Raw genomic sequence first — 19,733 nt, forward strand, 5'->3', positions numbered from 1 at the left:
GATGCCAGTCCTGCGCAGGCAAAGCGGCTTGCCTGAAAACCAACGCACCCTCCGAAAATTACCGCCCGGCGGCACCCTCTCGGTTCAGCCGCCCAGCACCGTCACCACGACCCGGCGCTGCTGCGGCCCGGTGCGGTGCTCCCAGAGGTACAGGCCCTGCCAGGTGCCCAGCAGCAGGCGCCCGCCGGCCACGGGCACGGTGAGCGAAGGCCCGGTCAGCACGCTGCGCGCATGGGCCGCCATGTCGTCCGGCCCCTCCAGGTCGTGCCGGTAAGCCGGGTCGCCATCGGGCGCCAGGCGCGACAGCACGGTTTCCAGATCGCGGCGCACGTCGGGGTCGGCGTTCTCGGTGATGGCGAGCGAGCAGCTGGTGTGCAGCACGAACACCTGCGCCAGGCCGGTGCGCACGCCCGAGGCCGCCACCACCTCGGCGACGGCGGCCGTGATGGAGACGGTGCCGCGGCCGGCGGTCGCGATCTCCAGGGTGCGCTGGGTGACCCGGCTCATTCCAGCCGCGCACCCTCGCGGAACCACTGCCCGACCAGGGCGCGCTCGGCCTCGGTCATGCCGGTGGCGTTGTTCATGGGCATGAGGCGCGTGACCACCACCTGCTGGTAGATGGCCTGGGCGTGCTGCTTCACGGCCTGCGGCGTGTCCACCCGCACGTTCTTCATCTGCAGCTGCTCGCCGTGGCACTGGTAGCAGCGCTGGGCCAGCACCGGCTGCAGCTTTTCGTAGGCGATCGGGCCTGCAGCCCGCACGGCCCCTGGGCCCGCAGCCGCTGGATCCGCGGCACCCGGCCGGGGCGCCAGCCAGACGGCGGTGCCGGCGATCACGGCCACGCCCGCCAGCGCGTAGGCCAGCGGATGCCGGTTGCGTCCCAGCTTCCAGCCGTGGCGCAGCACGAAGAACTGGCGGACGGCGGCGCCCGCGGCCATCAGCAGCACCAGCACCAGCCAGTTGCGCGGATGGCTCCACAGGAAGCTGTAGTGGTTGGAGACCATCGCCAGCAGCACCGGCAGCGTGAAGTACGTGTTGTGCACGCTGCGCTGCTTGCCGCGGATGCCGTGGATGGGGTCCACCGGCTGGCCGGCGCGGATGGACGCCACCATCTTCTTCTGGCCCGGGATGATCCAGAACAGCACGTTGGCGCTCATGGCGGTGGCGATCATGGCGCCCACCAGCAGGAAGGCGGCGCGCCCGGCGAACCAGTGGCAGGCCAGCCAGGACGCGATGCCCACCAGCAGCGCCACCAGCGCGCCGACGATCGCCTCCCCGTGCTTGCGCCCGCCGAACACACGGCAGATGGCGTCGTACAGGATCCAGAACACCCCCAGGAAGGCCAGCGCCACGGCGACGGCGGCGCCGGGCGACCAGTCCATCAGCGACTTGTCCACCAGGTAGGTGCCGGCGTTCCACAGGTACGAGACCGTGAACAGCGCGAAGCCGGACAACCAGGTGGAATAGCTTTCCCAGTAGAACCAGTGCAGGTGCGCCGGCAGCCGGGGCGGCGCGACCGCGAACTTCACCGGGTGGTAGAAGCCGCCGCCATGCACCGCCCACAGCTCGCCGCTCACGCCCTGGCGTTGCAAGTCCTCGTCCTGCGGCGGGGTGAGGCTGGCGTCGAGGAAGACGAAGTAGAACGAGGAGCCTATCCAGGCGATGGCGGTGACGACGTGCAGCCAGCGCAGCAGCAGGTTGGCCCAGTCCAGAAGGTAGCTTTCCATGGCGGTTGCCCATCAGGCCTGCTCACCACCGCGGGCGCTCTGAGCAGAGGAAGGCCGCGCACCCATGGGCCGGCGGGGTGCCGGCCCGGCGCCGCTGCGGCGACAGCAGCCGCAGTGTATGCAACTTCTAGGGCGCCGCGGCGCCGCGGCGCTGCTGCAGCAGCTGCGCGGCCACGGCAACCGCGATCACTTCCGGTTCCTTGCCGGCGATGCCCGGCAGGCCGATGGGACAGGTGACCTGGGCCAGCTCGCCGTGGCTGAAGCCGCGGTCCGCAAGCCGGTGCCGGAAGGTCGCCCACTTGGTGGCGCTGCCGATCAGGCCGATGAAGGGCAGGTCGGCGCGCTCGCGCCGGCGGCGCAGGCAGGCGGCCACGATGTCCAGGTCCTCGGCGTGGCTGAAGCTCATGATCAGCACCTGGGAGGCCGGCGCGAGATCGGCCACCGCGGCCTGCACCGGGTCGGAATGCTCGCAATGCACGCCGGGCGGCAGCTGCACGGGAAAGATCTCGTCGCGGCTGTCGATCCACCGCACCTCGAAGGGCAACCCGCCCAGCACCTGCACCAGGGCCCGTCCCACGTGGCCGCCGCCGAACAGGGCGACGGGCGGATGAGGAACCGCCAGGCGTTGCCGAAGCGCCGGCAGGTCGCCGGGCTCGAACCGGCTGTAGCGCAGATGCATCACGCCGCCGCAGCACTGGCCCAGGCTGGGGCCGAGCGCGCAGCGCTGTTGCTCCGACGGCACACCGGCACCGGCCAGCAGGGACCGCGCATGCGCGATGGCCTGGAACTCCAGCTGGCCGCCGCCGATGGTGCCGTGCACGGTGTCGGCCGTCACCGCCATCCAGGTGCCGGCCTCTCGCGGAACGGACCCCTGGGTGGCCATCACCTCCACCACGATACCGGCCGAGACGATTAAAGAGAAATCATTCATGGACGGGCCGGTGAACTGTGGTTTCGAACGCAAGTGAATGCATCATTTCGTAACCAGCATCGTCTAAATCTTGCAGCTTGCATTCAAGCTCGCGTTCAATAGCTCAGCCGCAGTCTGACGGCGTAATTTGAGGAGAGAGATCATGATGCAAGCTCGCACCCTGCGCCGCCTGCTCACCATTGCAACCATGGGCGCAGCCGCGCTGCTGGCGGCCTGCAGTTCGGCACCGCCGGCCCCCGCCCCCGCAAAATCCCCCGAGCCGGCCGTGGCCGTGCCTGCGCCGCGGCCCGGTCCGGCGGCCACGCCGAAGAACGCCTCCGCGGCCGCGGACGCCCGGGCCTACCGCCAGGATGCCGCCAAGCACCTGTACGGCCTGAACAAGAGCCGCATCTACAAGGGCCGCATGCCGCCCCTGCTGTACGCCATTGGCGTGCTGCAGGTCGAGGTGGACGGCAACGGCGGCGTGCAGAACATCAGCTGGATGCGCGCGCCGAACCACGCGCCCGAGGTGGTCGCCGAGATCGAGCGCACCGTGCGCGCCGCCGCCCCCTTCCCTGTTCCGGCCCGCATGGGCAAGGTGGTCTACACCGACACCTGGCTGTGGCACAAGAGCGGCCGCTTCCAGCTGGACACCCTCACCGAAGGACAGGACTGAGGTCAAGGCTCCACTGACATCAAGGCCGGCATTGCCGGCCTTTTTCTTTTAGACGCTATTAGGCGGTAACCGCCCATAGATGAGCCGCGAGGGTACTCCTACCCTCGCGGCATGTCATCACGCATCCCTTCATCGCTCAACTGGCTCGTCGATCGACGACGTGCCGTGGCCGGCCTCCTCAACGCTGCAAAGAGGCGCCGCAAGCAACTGCTCGAGACGCACGAAAAGCAGCTGCAGAAGCAGTGCAACCAGATGAGCCTGGAGATCCAGGCACTCCAGCGGGACTTGGCCGCTCTGGACCACTCGATTCGCCACCACGAGATCCAGGTGGACACGTCCAAGCTGGGCGCAACCCAAATCCAAGAAGCGCCAAGGCGGCTCGCGTATCGAGTCACGACACGGGCCATCCTGACCGCGCTTGCTCAAGCCAAGCCGAAGGCACCCAACACCGACACGGTGGCCAGCTTTGTCTGTGTGAGCTGCGAGCTCAATCCTAGCGCGGAGGAGTACGACTCGGCCTGTTGTCGTTCACGCCGTCGTCACTGCAGTACTCGCGCGGGTGCACCACGCTGCGATGGTTGAACCAGCGAGACAGCTGCGTGAACGCGTTGCTCTCGTCGGTCATGACGATCGAGCCTGGTGTCACGTAGCTTTGCGCAAAGCGCATCATGTCGGCTTCGTTCTCGCTGGTGGCAATGTACACGAGGGTGCGGCGAGCACCCTTGCCCGGCTCTGGATACAACTCCCGCAGCACGTACACCGAGCGGCACTTCCTTTTGCGGATGAGATTGGCGCGATCCGCGGCCGCCATCTGCAAGCGACGCTTGTTGCGCATGGAGCGCGCGCCTTCGATCAGAACTCCTGCTGCCAGGACACGCGCAGGCGCCAGTCCGTGGCGCTGTCGCGCAGGCCGGCGCCTACTCCGAAGCCGAGAACACCCTCGCCAACCTTCTGCCGCAGGCCCGCTTCGAGCAGGCGGTCGTGGCGGCCCCGCTCACGGGCCTGCTCGACCACGTAGTCGGCCAGCAACAGCGTGCCGCCGCGCAGCTGGACGTCGTAGCCGACGACCAAGCCGCGCCGGTTGCTGCGCTCGTTCGGCCGCGGCTCCTGGTTGTTCTCCAGCAGCGCGTTGAGGTGCACGCGGTGGCGCTCGGCCAGTGTCTTCGTAGCCAGCAGCTTGAAGCGCGTGTCCAGCCCTTCGCTGTCGCGGCCGGTGGGCAGGTCCAGCCGGAGGGACGCCCCCAAGGACGGCAGCCAGCCGGCCTCATCGTTGAACTTGCCTTGAAGCCCCAGGCGGACATCACCGCTCGTGGCACGCGACGCGGAGCCGCCGATGACCGGGACAGTGACGCTGGCCTGCCAGCCTTCCGCAATGCCGGCCTTCAGCTGGGGGTCGAGTCGGGCGCGGTGGTCGCCGGCGGCCGTGCGTTCGGCGGCCGTCGACAGTTGGGCCGTTCGCTTGCCCCTGCCGGTCACGGTCGTGTCGTCCACCGTCAGCGGCGCGCCCTCGGAGATGTCCTCCGGCGTGGCGGCAACGGCTTGGGCGACGGCAACTGTCGCGAGCAGGGGTATAACGAGGCGGAGCATGCGGCTTTTTGAAGATGGGGCAGGGCAGCGTAAGCAAAGCGCCGTCACCCGTGGGGCGGATCCTCACCGCCGAGCGTGTGACTCCTGTGTCGGTATGCGACGCGGGCCTATGTGGCTAGCGACTTCGAGTCGCGTACTCAAGCAGTTTGCCGACCCCCATGAGTCAACCCCGCAGGCCACGTTGGTTCATCAAGGTGACCGCCAAAGGGTACGAAGCTACGCCTCCTCACTCGCTGCAGCCTTGTGAGCCAAAGTCCCAATCCACTAACGCCAAACAGGTTTATTCCACAGGGACGCACAACTGCCTCCGCGCCTGTGGCCCTCCTGGTTTTGGCCGGTCAATCCCGATGTTAGGGCGGTTCCAGACAGGTCGGTTCAGTGCGAGATGTCTGCTATGAGTCGAAGGCAGACATGGGCTGCAAGGCGGAGAGTTGGCACAGTAGATCGGCATGCTAGTCATGGGCGCTTGCACCTACTCGCGCCCGCGATCCACGTTCATGTGCAGCAACACGATCGCGCTGCTGCGCGCGTTGCGAGTTCAGATGCCTCGTCGTTAGCGGCAAGCGGATTTCAACGCACGCGCTGACTAGCTCGACGTCAGCGCCGGATGCGCGCCACGTCGCACCGACAGCCGCAGCATCCGTTCAAGCTCGTCTTTTTCCAGAGCTAGTGCACCTGCAACACTGAGGTGGTGCGCGGCCCCGTAGAAAGGCACGCCGCCGGCGTTGACTTAGCAGGTATCCCGGCACAGCCTGTCAGGGGTCAATGTAACGACATTGGGCGTTCTCCTGAAGCTGGCCGACCGCTTGCAAAATCGCGGCGTTCGTCTCGCGCTATGCGGCCAGGGGTGGCCGTGAGGTGCTACTCAGCACCGCCGATGAGATACCTGAGTAGCACCTCAGCACTCACACCTGTGAGGCGCTCCTGCACTCACCTATACCGGACCTGCTACCTTTTTAGTTATTTGAAGTTCATGGGGCAATAGCCACCTAATAGCGTTTTACGACCCCCGGTACGTGGAGTAGCTCCACGGGCTGACCAGCAGCGGCACGTGGTAATGCGCCGCCGGGTCGGCGATGCCGAAGTCCAGCGCCACCTGGTCCAGGAAGGGCGGCTCGGGCAGTTCCACGCCCCGGCCGCGGAAATAGCCCGCCACCTCGAATACCAGCCGGTAGGTGCCGGCGCGCACGCTGGCGCCGTCCAGCAGCGGCCCGTCCGGGGCGCGGCCATCGGCGTTCAGCTCGACGTGTTTCAGCAGGCGGGCCTGGCCGCCCGCGCCGGTGGCATACAGCGCCACCCGCATGCCCGCCGCGGGGCGGCCATGCGCGGTGTCCAGAACGTGGGTGCTCAGGCCCATGGTCGGCTCCAGAATGGTCGACGGAAGTGTATACAGTCGGGCGGCCCTGCCCTGAACGCCATGCATTACGACAGCACCGCCCCCTACCCCCGCGACCTGGCCGGCTACGGCCGCCATCCACCGCACGCCAGGTGGCCCGGTGGCGCCCGCATCGCGGTGCAGTTCGTGCTGAACTACGAGGAAGGCGGCGAGAACTGCGTGCTGCATGGCGATGCCGGCTCCGAGCAGTTCCTCTCCGAGATGTTCAATCCCGCGGCCTACCCCGGGCGGCACCTGAGCATGGAAGGCATCTACGAGTACGGCTCGCGGGTCGGCGTGTGGCGGCTGCTGCGCGAATTCGAGCAGCGCCGGCTGCCGCTGACCGTGTTCGGCGTGACCAGCGCGCTGCAGCGCCATCCGGAAGTGACGCAGGCCTTTGTCGAGCTGGGCCACGAGATCGCCTGCCACGGCTGGAAGTGGATCCACTACCAGACCATCGACGAAGCCACCGAGCGCGAGCACATGCGGCTGGCCATGGACGGCATCCGCCAGCTCACCGGCGAGCGGCCGCTGGGCTGGTACACCGGGCGCGACAGCCCCAACACGCGCCGGCTGGTCGCCGACTTCGGGGGCTTCGCCTACGACAGCGACTACTACGGCGACGACCTGCCGTTCTGGATGAAGGTGCGCAGGACCGACGGCGCCGTGGTGCCGCACCTGGTCGTGCCCTACACGCTGGACTGCAACGACATGCGCTTCGCCCTGCCCCAGGGCTACTCGCATGCGGATCCCTTCTTCCAGTACCTGCGCGACAGCTTCGACGTGCTGTACGCCGAGGGCGAGGAGGCGCCCAGGATGATGAGCATAGGCATGCACTGCCGCCTGCTCGGACGCCCCGGACGCATCACCGCGCTGCAGCGTTTCCTCGACCATATCGCGGCGCACGACCGCGTCTGGGTGTGCCGGCGCATCGACATCGCGCGCCACTGGACCCAGGTCCATCCCTACCAGCAGGCCTGACATGCCCCTGACCCTCGAACAGATCAATGCCGCCGATCGCGCCGAAGCCACCCGGCTGCTCGACGGCCTCTACGAGCACTCGCCTTGGATCGCCGAAGCGGCGCTCGCGCAGCGGCCCTTCCGCTCCCTCAGCCACCTGAAGCAGGCGATGGCCGACGTGGTGCGCGCCGCCGGGGAGGACCGGCAGCTGGCGCTGATCCGTGCCCACCCGGAACTGGCGGGCAAGGCCATGGTGGCCAGGACGCTGACCAGCGAATCCACCGACGAGCAAAGCCGGGCCGGCCTCGCGCACTGCTCGCCGCAGGAGTTCGCGCGCCTGCAGCAGCTCAACGCGGACTACAACGCCAGGTTCGGCTTCCCCTTCATCCTGGCCGTGCGCGGGCCGCGCGGCACCGGCCTCGCGCGCCAGCAGATCATCGAGACCTTCGCGCGCCGGCTGGAAAACCCGGCGGACTTCGAGCGCGCCGAGGCGCTGCGCAACATCCACCGCATCGTGGAGCTGCGGCTGAACGACAAGTTCGGCGTGGAGCCCGCGCTGGGCCACCTGGTGTGGGACTGGCAGGAGAGTCTGGCGCAGCACAGCGACCCCGGCTATGCCGACAAGGGCCAGCTCACGGTCACCTACCTCACGGATGCGCACCGCGCGGCGGCCCGGCAGCTGGTGGCGGACATGCGCGAGTGCGGGTTCGACGAGGTGGAGATCGATGCGGTGGGGAATGTGGTGGGGCGGTACCGCGGCGCGGCCGCCGGCGCGAGGTACCTGCTGACCGGCTCGCACTACGACACCGTGCGCAACGGCGGCAGGTACGACGGCCGGCTGGGCATCTTCACGCCCATGGCCTGCGTGCGCGAACTGGCCCGGGCCGGGCGACGGCTGCCCTTCGGCATCGAGGTGGTGGGCTTTGCCGAGGAGGAGGGCCAGCGCTACAAGGCCACCTTCCTGGGCTCGGGCGCGCTGATCGGGCACTTCAACCCGGCCTGGCTGGAGCAAAAGGATGCCGCCGGTATCCCCATGCGCGAGGCCATGCGCGACGCCGGCCTGCCGGCGACGCTGGAGGCCATCGCCGCGCTCAGGCGCGATCCCTCGCGCTACCTGGGTTTCGTCGAGGTCCACATCGAGCAGGGCCCCGTCCTCAACGAGCTGGACTTGCCGCTCGGCATCGTCACCTCGATCAACGGCGGCGTGCGCTTGCAGTGCGAGGTGACCGGCATGGCCAGCCACGCCGGCACCACGCCCATGGACCGGCGGCGCGACGCCGCGGTGGCGGTGGCCGAGCTCGCGCTGTTCGTGGAGCAGCGCGCCCGGCGCGACGGCGACTCGGTCGGCACCATCGGCATGCTGGAAGTGCCCAGCGGCTCGATCAACGTGGTGCCGGGCCGCTGCCTGTTCTCGCTGGACCTGCGCGCGCCCGACGATCCGCAGCGCGACGCGATGGTCGCCGACGTGCTGGCCAAACTCAAGGAGATCTGCACCCGGCGCGGCCTGCGCTTCGTGGTGGAGGAAACCATGCGCGCCGCCGCCGCGCCCAGCGCGCCGGACTGGCAGCAGCGCTGGGAACGCGCGGTGGAGGCACTGGGCGTGCCGCTGTACCGCATGCCCAGCGGCGCCGGCCACGACGCGATGAAGCTGCACGAGGTGATGCCCCAGGCGATGCTGTTCGTGCGCGGCCAGAATTCCGGCATCAGCCACAACCCGCTGGAGTCCACCACCAGCGACGACATCGACCTGGCGGTGCGCGCCTTCCAGCGCCTGCTGGAGGACCTGGCCCGGGAGCAGCCAGCAGCATGACCGACCACGACAAGCTCGACGCCTGGGTGGATGCGCACTTCGACGAAGAGGTGCGCTTCCTGCAGGAACTGATCCGCGTGCCCACCGACACGCCGCCCGGCGACAACGCGCCGCATGCCGAGCGCACGGCGCAGCTGCTGGCCGGCTTCGGCCTGCAGGCCGAGAAGCACCTCGTGCCCCAGGAGGAGGTCCGGGCCGCCGGGCTGCAGTCCATCACCAACCTGATCGTGCGGCGGCGCTACGGCCAGGGCGGCCCCACCGTGGCGCTGAACGCCCATGGCGACGTGGTGCCGCCCGGCGAGGGCTGGACGCGCGATCCCTACGGCGGCCAGGTGGAGGACGGCCGCCTCTACGGCCGCGCCGCGGCGGTGAGCAAGAGCGATTTCGCCAGCTTCACCTTCGCGCTGCGCGCGCTGGAATCGCTGGGCGCGCCGCTCAGGGGCGCGGTGGAGCTGCACTTCACCTACGACGAGGAGTTCGGCGGCGAGCTGGGCCCCGGCTGGCTGCTCAGGAAGGGCCTGACCCGGCCCGACCTGCTGATCGCCGCCGGCTTCAGCTACGAGGTCGTGACCGCGCACAACGGCTGCCTGCAGATGGAGGTGACGGTGCACGGCAAGATGGCGCACGCGGCCATCCCCGACAGCGGCATCGACGCGCTGCAGGGCGCCGTGCACATCCTCAACGCCCTCTACGCCCAGAACGAGCTGTACAAGCAGACCACCTCGCGGGTGCCCGGCATCCGCCATCCCTACCTGAACGTCGGTCGCATCGAGGGCGGCACCAACACCAACGTCGTGCCGGGCCAGGTGGCGTTCAAGCTGGACCGCCGCATGATCCCGGAGGAAGACCCGGTGCAGGTGGAGGCGACGATCCGCGACCTGATCGCCACCGCCGCCGCGCAGCGGCCGGGCCTGTCGGTGCAGGTGCGGCGCCTGCTGCTGGCGCGCGCCCTGCAGCCGCTGCCGGGCAACCGCCCCCTGGTGGAAGCCATTCAGCGGCACGGCCAGGCGGTGTTCGGCCAACCCATCCCGGCCATGGGCACGCCGCTGTACACCGACGTGCGGCTGTACGGCGAGGCCGGCATCCCCGGCGTGATCTACGGCGCCGGGCCGCGCACCGTGCTGGAATCGCATGCCAAGCGCGCCGACGAGCGGCTGGAGCTGGCCGACCTGCGCCGGGCCACGCGGGTGATCGCGCGCACGCTGCGCGACCTGCTGGGCTGACCCAGCAAGAAAGGGCGCAAGGCGCTATGGGCAACCCATAGCGCCTTGCGCCCTTTCTTGTGGCTGAGCCCTGCCCGGCCGTGCAGCGGCGCTTAGCGCACGCGGCCGCGGCGGAACAGGTTGACGATGGCCAGCAGGATCACGGCGCCGACCAGCGAGACCAGGACCGAGCCGATGCTGATGCCCTCGTTGATCGTGCCCACGCCGACCATGGGCGAGATCACCCAGCCGCCGATGAACGCGCCCACGATACCGACGATCACGTTCAGCAGGATGCCCTGCTGCCCGTCGGTACGCATGATCAGGCTGGCCAGCCAGCCGACGATACCGCCCACGATTAACCAGATCAGGAAACTCATGTTGACACTCCTAAAGCCGACCTTCGGCATGTTGTTGATGGGGCCTTCACCGCCGGGGTCGCCGCCGGTTCGGACCACCTGCCGCCCCAAACGGGCAACCGGTGTTTGGCAATATGGTTTTGCCCGTCAAGCGCGGGCGTAGTCGGCGGCACAGGCTCACCGTGCGTCCTTCGCTCATGGCCGCGTCAGACAACCCCTACCTTTTGCTCGGGAATTGCCGGGGAATGTCCTGAGCCTCCGATGGGGGTGGCACCGGTGAAAATATGCTGTTCGGCACCGTTTTTGCTTCGGTGGCCCGGTCGTCTTTTCTTCGCTTTGGAGTTCTCAATGAAAAAGAGGGTTTTCGTCCAGTCCGCCGCCGCCTTCGCCCTGGCGGCCGCCGTCGGCACTGCTCATGCGCAGGCCGCCACGCCCATCAAGTTCCAGCTGGACTGGCGTTTCGAAGGCCCCGCCGCCTTTTTCCTGACCCCGGCCGCCAAGGGCTACTTCAAGGACGCCAAGCTGGACGTGACCATCGATGCCGGCAACGGCTCGGGCGGCGCGGTCACCCGCGTGGCCTCCGGCACCTACGACATGGGCTTCGCCGACCTGGCCGCGCTGATGGAGTTCCACGCCAACAATCCCGATGCGCCGAACAAGCCGGTGGCCGTGATGGTGGTCTACAACAACACGCCGGCCTCGGTGATGGCGCTGAAGAAGTCGGGCATCAAGGGCCCGGCCGACCTCAACGGCAAGAAGCTGGGCGCGCCGGTGTTCGACGCCGGGCGCCGCGCCTTCCCGATCTTCCAGAAGGTCAACGGCATCGGCAACGTGGCCTGGACCGCGATGGACCCGCCGCTGCGCGAGACCATGCTGGCGCGCGGCGACGTGGACGCCATCACCGGCTTCACCTTCACCTCGCTGCTCAACCTGGAGGCACGCGGCGTCAAGGCCGAGGACGTGGTGGTGCTGCCCTACCCCAGCTACGGCGTCAAGCTCTACGGCAACGTCATCATCGCCAACCCGCGGCTGGTGCGCGAGAACCCGCAGGCCATCAAGGCCTTCCTGAGCGCCTTCACCAAGGGCGCCAGGGACGTGCTGGCCCAGCCCGAGGCGGCCATCGCCGACGTCAAGGCGCGCGACGGCATCATCAACACCGCGATGGAGGCGCGCCGGCTCAAGCTGGCCATCGACACCGTGATCAACAGCCCCGACGCGCGCGCCGAGGGCTTCGGCCAGATCAACCCGGCCCGCCTGTCGCTGATGGCCTCGCAGGTGTCGGACGCCTTCAACACCAAGACGCGCGTCAACCCCGACGCGGTCTGGGACGGCTCCTTCCTGCCCGCCAAGGCCGAACTGAACATCCTGCCCGCGCGCAAGTGACAGCCGCACGCAAGGACGGCGCCGCGGACCGTGGCGCCGTTTTCGTCGATTTCTCGGACGTTTGGCTCGCGTACAACGAGGAACTGCTCGCCCAGGGCCATTTCGCGGTCGAGGCCATCGACCTGCAGGTGCGCCAGGGCGAGTTCATCGCCATCGTCGGCCCGTCGGGCTGCGGCAAGTCCACCTTCATGAAGCTGGCCACCGGGCTGAAGAGGCCTTCGCGCGGCCGCATCCTGATCGACGGGCAGCCGGTCACCGGGCCGCTGAAGATCTCCGGCATGGCGTTCCAGGCGCCCTCGCTGCTGCCCTGGCGCACGACGGTGGACAACGTGCTGCTGCCGCTGGAGATCGTCGAGCCCTACCGCCGCAGCTTCAAGGCCCGCAAGGCCGAGTATGCCGAGCGCGCCCGCGCGCTGCTGCGCAAGGTGGGCCTGGGCGGCTACGAGGACAAGTTCCCGTGGCAGCTGTCCGGCGGCATGCAGCAGCGCGCCAGCATCTGCCGCGCGCTGATCCACGAACCCAAGATGCTGCTGCTGGACGAGCCCTTCGGCGCGCTGGACGCCTTCACCCGCGAGGAGCTGTGGTGCATCCTGCGCGACCTGTGGACCGAGCAGCGCTTCAACGTCATCCTGGTCACGCACGACCTGCGTGAATCCGTCTTCCTGGCCGACACGGTCTACGTCATGAGCAAGAGCCCCGGCCGCTTCATGGTGCGCCGCGAGATCGCCCTGCCGCGCCCGCGCGAGCTGGAGGTCACCTACACCCGCGAGTTCACCGACATCGTGCACGAGCTGCGCGGGCACATCGGCGCGATCCGAAAGACCAGCGCCGGGGTGAGCCCATGAACGCCTTGCGACGCCGCCAGCTCGAACGCTGGTCGCCGCTGATCGCCGCCGCGGCCCTGCTGCTGCTGTGGCAGCTGGTGTGCTCGGTGTTCGGCATCGCCGACTACATCTTCCCCAGCCCCTGGACCATCGCCCAGGCCATGGCGGAGTTCTTCTCGCCCATCATGGAAGCGGCGTGGAAGACCTTCTGGGTCACCATGGTCGGCTTCGGCCTGTCCATCGTCGTGGGCGTGCTGCTGGGGTTCCTGATCGGCTCGTCGCGGCTGATGTACAGCGCGCTGTACCCGCTGCTGGTGGCCTTCAACGCCGTGCCCAAGGCCGCCATCGTGCCCATCCTGATCGTCTGGTTCGGCATCGGCGTCGGGCCCGGCATCCTGACGGCCTTCCTGATCTCGTTCTTCCCCATCACCGTGAACATCGCCACCGGCCTGGCCACGCTGGAGCCGGAGCTGGAGGACGTGCTGCGCGTGCTGGGCGCCAGGCGCTGGGACGTGCTGATCAAGGTCGGCCTGCCGCGGTCCATGCCCTACTTCTACGGCTCGCTCAAGATCGCCATCACCCTGGCTTTCGTGGGCACCGTGCTGGCCGAGATGACGGCCGGCGACTCGGGCATCGGCTACCTGATGCAGAGCGCCGGTTCGCAGCAGCGCCTGCCGCTGGCCTTCGCCGGCCTGGTGGTGATCGGCGTCATGGCCATGGCGATGTACGAGCTGTTCAGCTACGTGGAGAAGCACACCACCGGCTGGGCGCACCGGGGCTCGCAGAACGCATGACCTGGGCCGCCCGGCTGCGGCTGGACCTGCAGCGCTCGGGCCCGCGCACCACGGTGCGCTTCGCCCACGAGGGCCCGCTGCGGATGCTGCAAAGCCTGTACCCCGAGGGCCCGGCCATCGCCCACACCGTGCTGGTGCATCCGCCCGGCGGGCTGGTGGGCGGCGACGAGATCGACCTCCAGGTGCACCTGGGGCCGGGCGCCCAGGGGCTGGTCACCACCGCGGGCGCCTCGCGCTTCTACCGCTCGGACGGCGCGGTCGCGGCCCAGCGCACCCGGCTGGTGCTGGAAGCCGATGCCCGGATGGAGTGGCTGCCGCTGGAAGCCCTGTGCTACAGCGGCTGCCATGCCGACAACCACCTGCGGATGGAGCTGGCGCCCGGGGCCGAGGTCATGGGCTGGGACATCGTGGCGCTGGGCCTGCCGGCGGCCGGCCGGCCCTTCGAGCAGGGGTGGCTGCGGCAGCACCTGGAGGTGGCCGGCGGCTGGCTGGAGCGCGGCACGCTGGACGCGGCGGACCGGCGTTTGCTGGACGGCCCGCTGGGGTTGGCCGGCCGGCGCTGCCTGGCCACGCTGTTCCTGGCCGGCGGCAGCGGGTTCGACCGCGACCGGCGCGAGCGCGCGCTCGGGCTGGCCCGTGAGGTGATCGACGGCCATGCGCTGCGCGACAGCGCGGGCGCCACCCTGCCCGACCGCGCCACCGTGGTGGTGCGGGTGCTAGCGCCGCTGGTCGAGCCGGCGCGCCAGCTGCTGCAGGCAGTGCGCGATGCCTGGCGTCCGGCCTTGTGGGGGCAGGCGGCCTCGCAGCCGCGCACCTGGGCCCTGTAGCGGGCACCCACTGCCAGCTGCGTCCTACGGCGTCACCGGCAGCTCACCGCCGCCAGCCGCCGCCCCTTTCCGGCAGCCCGGCCTGGCAGCCCTTCCTAGACTCTGGGCATCGGAAACCTTGTTCGTTTCCAGGAGATTGCACATGAGCCACCCCGAAAAGAACCGCACGCGCCGCAGCCTGGTGTCCTTCGGCGTCACCGCCCTGCTGGCCATGACCGCCGCCACCGCCCAGGTCGCTACCGGTACCGCCAGCGCCGACATCGATGCCTCGGGCAGCTACCGCCAGGAGGTGCAGGCCTGCATGAGCGGCCGCACCCAGCAGGACCGGGACGCCTGCCTGCAGGAGGCGCGCAACGCGCAGGCCGCCAAGCAGCGCGGCAAGCTCGAGACCTACGGCAACCACGAAGCGAACGCGCTGGCCCGCTGCGAGCCGCTGATCGGCGAGGACAAGGCGGCCTGCCAGGCGCGCGTGATGGGCTACGGCAGCACCAGCGGCAGCGTGGCGGGTGGCGGCATCCTGCGCGAGGTGGAGACGGTGGTGCTGCCGCCGGGCCAGACGTCGATCACCATCGAACCCAAGACCTCGGAACCGGTGGTGCTGGTGCCCACCGAGCCATCGCGATGAGCCGCGCGGACGAGCCCGGCAAGGCAAAGGCCGGGCACGGCTACCGCAACGAGGTGACCTGGGACGGCGCCGCCGGCCGCCAGCCCTATTCCAACCAGGGAGAGGAGGAAGGCGCGGCGCCCAACCTTCCCCCGGAACATGCCGAGGGCGACCGCGGCAGCCGGTCCGGCACCAACCTGGACCAGCTGGAAGAAGTCAAGCGCAAGCCCTGAGCGCCCGGCGCCGGGCGTCCAGGCCCGGTCAGACCACGCCGAACAGCATCAGCAGCAGGACGACGGTCAGCGGTACGCCGAGGAGCCAGAGGATGAGGGGCATGATCGTCTCCGAATTCATGCGCGCACGATACGGGCTCGTCGCCGCTGAGCCTGACGGGGACCGGCGCCTTGCGCGGTAGGCTGCTGCCTACAACTGCCGGGCTGAGGCCGGGCCCGCCGCGCTAAATCGCGACCAGGCCGCGCACGCCGTCCCGCTCCATGTCCCGGCCGGCCCCGCGGGCGACGATCTCGCCGCGCTCCATCACCAGGTAATGGTCGGCCAGCTCGCGCGCGAAGTCGTAGTACTGCTCGACCAGCAGCACCGCCACGGGCCGGCCGTCCAGGCCCTGGTCGGCCAGGCGGCGGATCACCCGGCCCATGTCCTTGATGATGCTGGGCTGGATGCCTTCGGTAGGCTCGTCCAGCACCAGCAGCCGCGGCCGGGCTGCCAGCGCCCGGGCGATGGCCAGCTGCTGCTGCTGGCCGCCGGACAGGTCGCCGCCGCGCCGGTGCAGCATCTGCGCCAGCACCGGGAACAGCTCGAACAGCTGCGCGGGAATGGGCGTCGACGCGGGCCGGGAGGCCAGGCCCATGCGCAGGTTGTCCTGCACCGTGAGGCGGCCGAAGATCTCGCGCCCCTGCGGCACGTAGCCGATGCCCGCCCGCGCCCGCTGGTAGGGCGTGGCCTGCTGCAGGGCCCGGCCTTCGAGTTCAATGCGGCCGGTGCGCACCGGCACCAGCCCCATCAGCGACTTCAGCATCGTGGTCTTGCCCACGCCGTTGCGGCCCAGCAGCACCGTAACCCGGCCCGCCGGCACCTCGAACGACACATCGCGCAGGATGTGCGAGCCGCCGTAGTACTGGTTGACGCCCTGGACGCTCAGCATCGCTTCACCTTCCGAGGTAAACCTCGATCACCCGCTCGTCGTTCTGCACCTGGTCCAGCGTGCCCTGGGCCAGCACCCGGCCGTCGCACAGCACGGTGACGGTCTCGCAGATGCTGCGCACGAACGGCATGTCGTGCTCCACCACGACCAGCGAATGCCGGCCCTTGAGCGAGAGGAACAGCTCGGCGGTGCGCGCCGTCTCCTCGTCGGTCATGCCGGCCACCGGCTCGTCCAGCAGCAGCAGACGCGGCTCCTGCATCAGCAGCATGCCGATCTCCAGCCACTGCTTCTGCCCGTGGCTGAGCGTGCCGGCCAGGCGGCGCTCGCTGCCAGCCAGGTGGATGGTGCGCAGCACCTCGGCCACCCGGTCGGCCTGGACGGAGTCGAGGCGGAAGAACATCGAGGCGCGCACGCCCTTGCCGGTCCCCAGCGCCAACTCCAGGTTCTCGAACACCGTGAGCTGCTCGAACACGGTGGGCTTCTGGAACTTGCGGCCTATGCCCAGCTGGGCGATCTGGGCCTCGGTGTGGCGCAGCAGGTCGATGGTGGAGCCGAAGAACACGGTGCCGGCATCCGGCCGGGTCTTGCCGGTGATGATGTCCATCATCGTGGTCTTGCCGGCGCCGTTGGGACCGATGATGCAGCGCAGCTCGCCCGGCGCGATGTCCAGCGACAGGCCGTTGATCGCCTGGAAGCCGTCGAAGCTCACGCTCACGTCCTCCAGGTACAGGATGCGGCCATGCGCCAGATCGACCTCGCCCGGCGTGGCCGGCCGTCCGAAGCCGGCCTCGCGCCCGCCCGAGGCCGTGGCCGCGGCCCGCTGCTGCACGCGCTGCGCGCCTTGTTCCAGCAGGTCGGGCGTCATCGCCGCCGTCCCCGCAGGCGCCGCAGCAGGCCCACCAGGCCGTCCGGCAGGAACAGCGTCACCGCGATGAACAGCGCGCCCAGGAAGTACAGCCAGAACTCCGGCGCGGCCACGGTCAGCCAGCTCTTGGCCCCGCCCACCAGGAAGGCGCCGGCGATCGGGCCGACCAGCGTGGCGCGGCCGCCCACCGCCGCCCAGACCGCGATCTCGATGGAATTGGCCGGGCTCATCTCGCCGGGGTTGATGATGCCCACCTGCGGCACGTACAGCGCGCCGGCCACCCCGCACATGGCGGCCGAGATCACCCAGATCGTCAGCTTGTAGCGCACCGGGTCGTAGCCGCAGAACATGGCGCGCGACTCCGCGTCGCGGATCGCCTGCAGCACGCGGCCGAACCTGGCCGCCACCAGCCAGCGCGCGAACAGGAAAAACCCCAGCAGCGCAAGCCCGGTCAGCACGAACAGCGCCATGCGCATGGAGGGCGTGGCAATGGGCAGCCCCAGGACGCGCTTGAAGTCGGTGAAGCCGTTGTTGCCGCCCAGGCCGGTCTCGTTGCGGAAGAACAGCAGCATGGCAGCGAAGGTCATGGCCTGGGTGATGATGGAGAAGTACACGCCCTTGATGCGCGAGCGGAAGGCGAAGAAGCCGAACACGAAGGCCACCCCGGCGGGCACCAGGACCACCAGCGCGAGCGTCGCCGCGAAGCTGTCCGACAGCTGCCAGTGCCAGGGGAGCTGCTTCCAGTCCAGGAACACCATGAAGTCGGGCAGGTCGCTGCCGTAGTGGCCCTGGCGGCCGATCTGGCGCATCAGGTACATGCCCATCACGTAGCCGCCCAGCGCGAAGAACAGGCCGTGCCCCAGCGACAGGATGCCGGTGTAGCCCCACACCAGGTCCATGGCCAGCGCGCAGATGGCGTAGCACATGATCCGGCCGAGCAGGGCCACGCCGTAGTCGCCGAGGTGGAAGGCGCTGGTGGGCGGCACCGCCAGGTTCAGCACCGGGGCCAAAGCGCAGACGGCGATCAGGGCGACCAGGAACGCGGCCCAGCCAGCGTTGGTGAGCAAGGGCTCCGGAGGGGGCAACGCAAGCCGGGAGTCACCTCTCATGCTCTTCCCTTGACCGCGAACAGCCCCTGCGGCCGCTTCTGGATGAAGACGATGATCAGGACCAGCACCGCGATCTTGGCCAGCACGGCGCCGGCCCAGCCCTCCAGCAGCTTGTTCAGCACGCCCAGCCCGAGCGCGGCGTAGACCGTGCCGGCGAGCTGCCCGACCCCGCCCAGCACCACCACCATGAACGAGTCGACGATGTAGCTCTGGCCCAGGTCGGGGCCGACGTTGCCGACCTGGCTGAGCGCGCAGCCGGCCAGCCCTGCGATGCCCGAGCCCAGCGCGAAGGCATAGGTGTCGGTGCGCGCCGTGTTCACGCCCATGCAGGAGGCGATGGGCCGGTTCTGCGTGACGCCGCGCACGAACAGGCCCAGGCGCGTGCGTGCGATCAGGAACGCCATGCCGGCCAGCACGCCGGCGGCGAAGGCGATGATGACGATGCGGTTCCAGGGCAGCTGCAGGTTGCCCATCACCACCAGACCGCCGCTCATCCATCCGGGGTTCTCCACGGCCACGTTCTGCGCGCCGAACACCGAGCGCACGGCCTGCATCAGCATCAGGCTGATGCCCCAGGTCGCCAGCAGCGTCTCCAGCGGCCGGCCGTACAGGAAGCGGATCACGCCGCGCTCCAGGATGGCGCCCAGCAGGGCGGAGGCGGCGAAAGCCGCCGGCACCGCCGCCACCAGGTACCCGTCGAACGCGCCCGGCAGGTGCTGGCGGAACAGGTTCTGCACCACGTAGGTGGCGTAGGCGCCGATCATCATCAGCTCGCCGTGCGCCATGTTGATCACGCCCATCAGCCCGTAGGTGATGGCCAGCCCCAGCGCCACCAGCAGCAGGATGGAGCCCAGGCTGATGCCGGAGAACAGCTGCCCGAGGCGCTCGCCCCAGGCCAGGCGGCCCTCCACCTCGCGCAGCGCCGATGCCATGGCGGCGCGCACCTGGGCCTGAGGCTCCGGGCGCATGCGCTCCAGCAGCAGGGTCTTGGTGCCCGGGTCGCCGCTGGCCGCGAGCAGCCGGGCCGCCTCCAGCCGGCGCGCCGGGTCGCTGCTGCCCAGCAGCATGGCGGCGCGCACCCGGGCCAGCTGCGCCCGGATGCCCGGGTCGCCCTCGGCCGCGTAGGCCTTGTCGATCAGCGGCAGGCGGCCTTCGTCGGTCTCGCCCGCCAGCGACCTTACCGCCTGGGAGCGAACCGCCGGGTCCTGCGAGAACAGCCGCAGCGCGGCCAGCGCCATCTCCAGCTCGCCGCGCATGCGGTTGTTGCTGATCACGTCCTCGGCATCGGCGGGCAGCGCCACCTCGCCGCCGGTGACCGGGTCCAGGCCCCGGCCGCCGCGCACGATGAACACCTGGCCGCCGGCCGTGGCCTTCACCGCGTCGTCGGCCAGGGCCTGCAGCAACGCCACGGTCCTTTCGTCGGCGCCCTGGACGGCCTGGCCCAGGGCTACGATGCGCGCGTCGGAGTCGCCTACGGCCAGGGCAGTGGCCTGCTCCTGCGTGAGCGCATGGGCCTGCGCACCAAGGAAGACCGTCAGCAGAAGAAGAAGTTTTCTCAT

At 69.6% G+C, this 19,733-nt stretch carries 21 protein-coding genes; 10 read left to right on the forward strand and 11 right to left on the reverse strand.

Going from position 1 to position 19,733, the window contains the following annotated elements; genetic code table 11:
* Window positions 1-84: 84 nt before the first annotated feature.
* The 3 genes from RTA_RS16645 to xdhC all read right to left on the reverse strand — a co-directional run bounded on the left by RTA_RS16645 (window position 85) and on the right by xdhC (window position 2,658).
* A complete protein-coding gene (locus tag RTA_RS16645) occupies window positions 85-507 on the reverse strand; it encodes a secondary thiamine-phosphate synthase enzyme YjbQ (RefSeq protein ID WP_013902601.1) in 423 nt (140 codons plus the stop codon).
* Window positions 504-1,727 (reverse strand): urate hydroxylase PuuD, encoded by a 1,224-nt coding sequence (locus RTA_RS16650; RefSeq protein WP_013902602.1) that lies wholly within the window; start codon window positions 1,725-1,727, stop codon window positions 504-506. Before RTA_RS16650 ends, RTA_RS16645 begins: the two co-directional genes overlap by 4 nt.
* 127 nt (window positions 1,728-1,854) lie before the next feature.
* Window positions 1,855-2,658, reverse strand: coding sequence for a xanthine dehydrogenase accessory protein XdhC (gene xdhC / locus RTA_RS16655; protein ID WP_041675678.1), 804 nt, complete (start codon window positions 2,656-2,658; stop codon window positions 1,855-1,857).
* Between the two features lie 142 nt (window positions 2,659-2,800).
* Here xdhC and RTA_RS16660 point away from each other — a divergent pair, with 142 nt between their 5' ends.
* Entirely contained in the window at window positions 2,801-3,313 is a 513-nt protein-coding gene (locus tag RTA_RS16660) for a hypothetical protein (RefSeq protein WP_013902604.1), read from the forward strand.
* Window positions 3,314-3,806: 493 nt separating this feature from the next.
* Here RTA_RS16660 and RTA_RS16665 read toward each other — a convergent pair whose 3' ends face one another.
* From RTA_RS16665 to uraH, 3 genes are all read right to left on the reverse strand, one after another.
* Window positions 3,807-4,148 carry a transposase gene (locus tag RTA_RS16665; RefSeq protein WP_013902605.1) on the reverse strand — a complete coding sequence of 114 codons (342 nt, stop codon included), beginning with the start codon at window positions 4,146-4,148 and terminating at the stop codon, window positions 3,807-3,809.
* A 17-nt stretch (window positions 4,149-4,165) separates the two neighbouring features.
* On the reverse strand, window positions 4,166-4,900 hold the full coding sequence (locus RTA_RS16670) for a hypothetical protein (RefSeq protein WP_143763000.1): 735 nt from the start codon (window positions 4,898-4,900) through the stop codon (window positions 4,166-4,168).
* A 1,000-nt stretch (window positions 4,901-5,900) separates the two neighbouring features.
* A complete protein-coding gene (uraH, locus tag RTA_RS16675) occupies window positions 5,901-6,257 on the reverse strand; it encodes a hydroxyisourate hydrolase (RefSeq protein ID WP_041675679.1) in 357 nt (118 codons plus the stop codon).
* 60 nt (window positions 6,258-6,317) lie between these two features.
* Between uraH and puuE the strand changes: the two genes are divergently transcribed.
* From puuE to RTA_RS16690, 3 genes are read left to right on the forward strand one after another with little or no spacing between them, the layout of a single operon-like run.
* Complete coding sequence (puuE, locus tag RTA_RS16680; RefSeq protein WP_041675680.1) at window positions 6,318-7,256, forward strand: allantoinase PuuE; 939 nt, start codon at window positions 6,318-6,320, stop codon at window positions 7,254-7,256.
* A gap of 1 nt (window position 7,257) precedes the next feature.
* Window positions 7,258-9,045, forward strand: coding sequence for a 2-oxo-4-hydroxy-4-carboxy-5-ureidoimidazoline decarboxylase (gene uraD / locus RTA_RS16685; protein WP_013902609.1), 1,788 nt, complete (start codon window positions 7,258-7,260; stop codon window positions 9,043-9,045).
* On the forward strand, window positions 9,042-10,268 hold the full coding sequence (locus RTA_RS16690) for a M20 family metallopeptidase (protein ID WP_013902610.1): 1,227 nt from the start codon (window positions 9,042-9,044) through the stop codon (window positions 10,266-10,268). The genes uraD and RTA_RS16690 overlap by 4 nt, the downstream gene beginning before the upstream one ends.
* Window positions 10,269-10,360: 92 nt before the next feature.
* On the opposite strand, the gene RTA_RS16695 is transcribed toward RTA_RS16690, so the two are convergent.
* Window positions 10,361-10,627 (reverse strand): GlsB/YeaQ/YmgE family stress response membrane protein, encoded by a 267-nt coding sequence (locus tag RTA_RS16695; protein ID WP_013902611.1) that lies wholly within the window; start codon window positions 10,625-10,627, stop codon window positions 10,361-10,363.
* 327 nt (window positions 10,628-10,954) lie between these two features.
* Between RTA_RS16695 and RTA_RS16700 the strand changes: the two genes are divergently transcribed.
* The 6 genes from RTA_RS16700 to RTA_RS16725 all read left to right on the forward strand — a co-directional run bounded on the left by RTA_RS16700 (window position 10,955) and on the right by RTA_RS16725 (window position 15,271).
* Entirely contained in the window at window positions 10,955-11,989 is a 1,035-nt protein-coding gene (locus tag RTA_RS16700; protein WP_013902612.1) for an ABC transporter substrate-binding protein, read from the forward strand.
* Window positions 11,986-12,834, forward strand: coding sequence for an ABC transporter ATP-binding protein (locus tag RTA_RS16705; protein ID WP_013902613.1), 849 nt, complete (start codon window positions 11,986-11,988; stop codon window positions 12,832-12,834). Before RTA_RS16700 ends, RTA_RS16705 begins: the two co-directional genes overlap by 4 nt.
* Entirely contained in the window at window positions 12,831-13,607 is a 777-nt protein-coding gene (locus tag RTA_RS16710; RefSeq protein ID WP_013902614.1) for an ABC transporter permease, read from the forward strand. The genes RTA_RS16705 and RTA_RS16710 overlap by 4 nt, the downstream gene beginning before the upstream one ends.
* A complete protein-coding gene (locus tag RTA_RS16715; protein WP_013902615.1) occupies window positions 13,604-14,434 on the forward strand; it encodes an urease accessory protein UreD in 831 nt (276 codons plus the stop codon). The genes RTA_RS16710 and RTA_RS16715 overlap by 4 nt, the downstream gene beginning before the upstream one ends.
* A gap of 142 nt (window positions 14,435-14,576) precedes the next feature.
* The gene (locus RTA_RS16720; RefSeq protein ID WP_013902616.1) at window positions 14,577-15,059 is read left to right on the forward strand and encodes a hypothetical protein; all 483 of its coding nucleotides are present in this window, start codon (window positions 14,577-14,579) and stop codon (window positions 15,057-15,059) included.
* Window positions 15,056-15,271 carry a hypothetical protein gene (locus RTA_RS16725; RefSeq protein ID WP_041675681.1) on the forward strand — a complete coding sequence of 72 codons (216 nt, stop codon included), beginning with the start codon at window positions 15,056-15,058 and terminating at the stop codon, window positions 15,269-15,271. Before RTA_RS16720 ends, RTA_RS16725 begins: the two co-directional genes overlap by 4 nt.
* A gap of 224 nt (window positions 15,272-15,495) precedes the next feature.
* Here RTA_RS16725 and urtE read toward each other — a convergent pair whose 3' ends face one another.
* From urtE to urtB, 4 genes are read right to left on the reverse strand one after another with little or no spacing between them, the layout of a single operon-like run.
* Window positions 15,496-16,200: an urea ABC transporter ATP-binding subunit UrtE gene (urtE, locus tag RTA_RS16730; RefSeq protein WP_013902617.1), complete on the reverse strand. Its 705-nt coding sequence runs from the start codon at window positions 16,198-16,200 to the stop codon at window positions 15,496-15,498.
* A 4-nt stretch (window positions 16,201-16,204) separates the two neighbouring features.
* Window positions 16,205-17,065, reverse strand: coding sequence for an urea ABC transporter ATP-binding protein UrtD (urtD, locus tag RTA_RS16735; RefSeq protein ID WP_013902618.1), 861 nt, complete (start codon window positions 17,063-17,065; stop codon window positions 16,205-16,207).
* On the reverse strand, window positions 17,062-18,174 hold the full coding sequence (urtC, locus tag RTA_RS16740) for an urea ABC transporter permease subunit UrtC (protein ID WP_041675682.1): 1,113 nt from the start codon (window positions 18,172-18,174) through the stop codon (window positions 17,062-17,064). Before urtC ends, urtD begins: the two co-directional genes overlap by 4 nt.
* Entirely contained in the window at window positions 18,171-19,733 is a 1,563-nt protein-coding gene (gene urtB / locus RTA_RS16745) for an urea ABC transporter permease subunit UrtB (protein WP_013902620.1), read from the reverse strand. Before urtB ends, urtC begins: the two co-directional genes overlap by 4 nt.

Source organism: Ramlibacter tataouinensis TTB310 (assembly GCF_000215705.1).
In the GTDB taxonomy this organism is placed as follows: Bacteria; Pseudomonadota; Gammaproteobacteria; order Burkholderiales; family Burkholderiaceae_C; genus Ramlibacter; species Ramlibacter tataouinensis.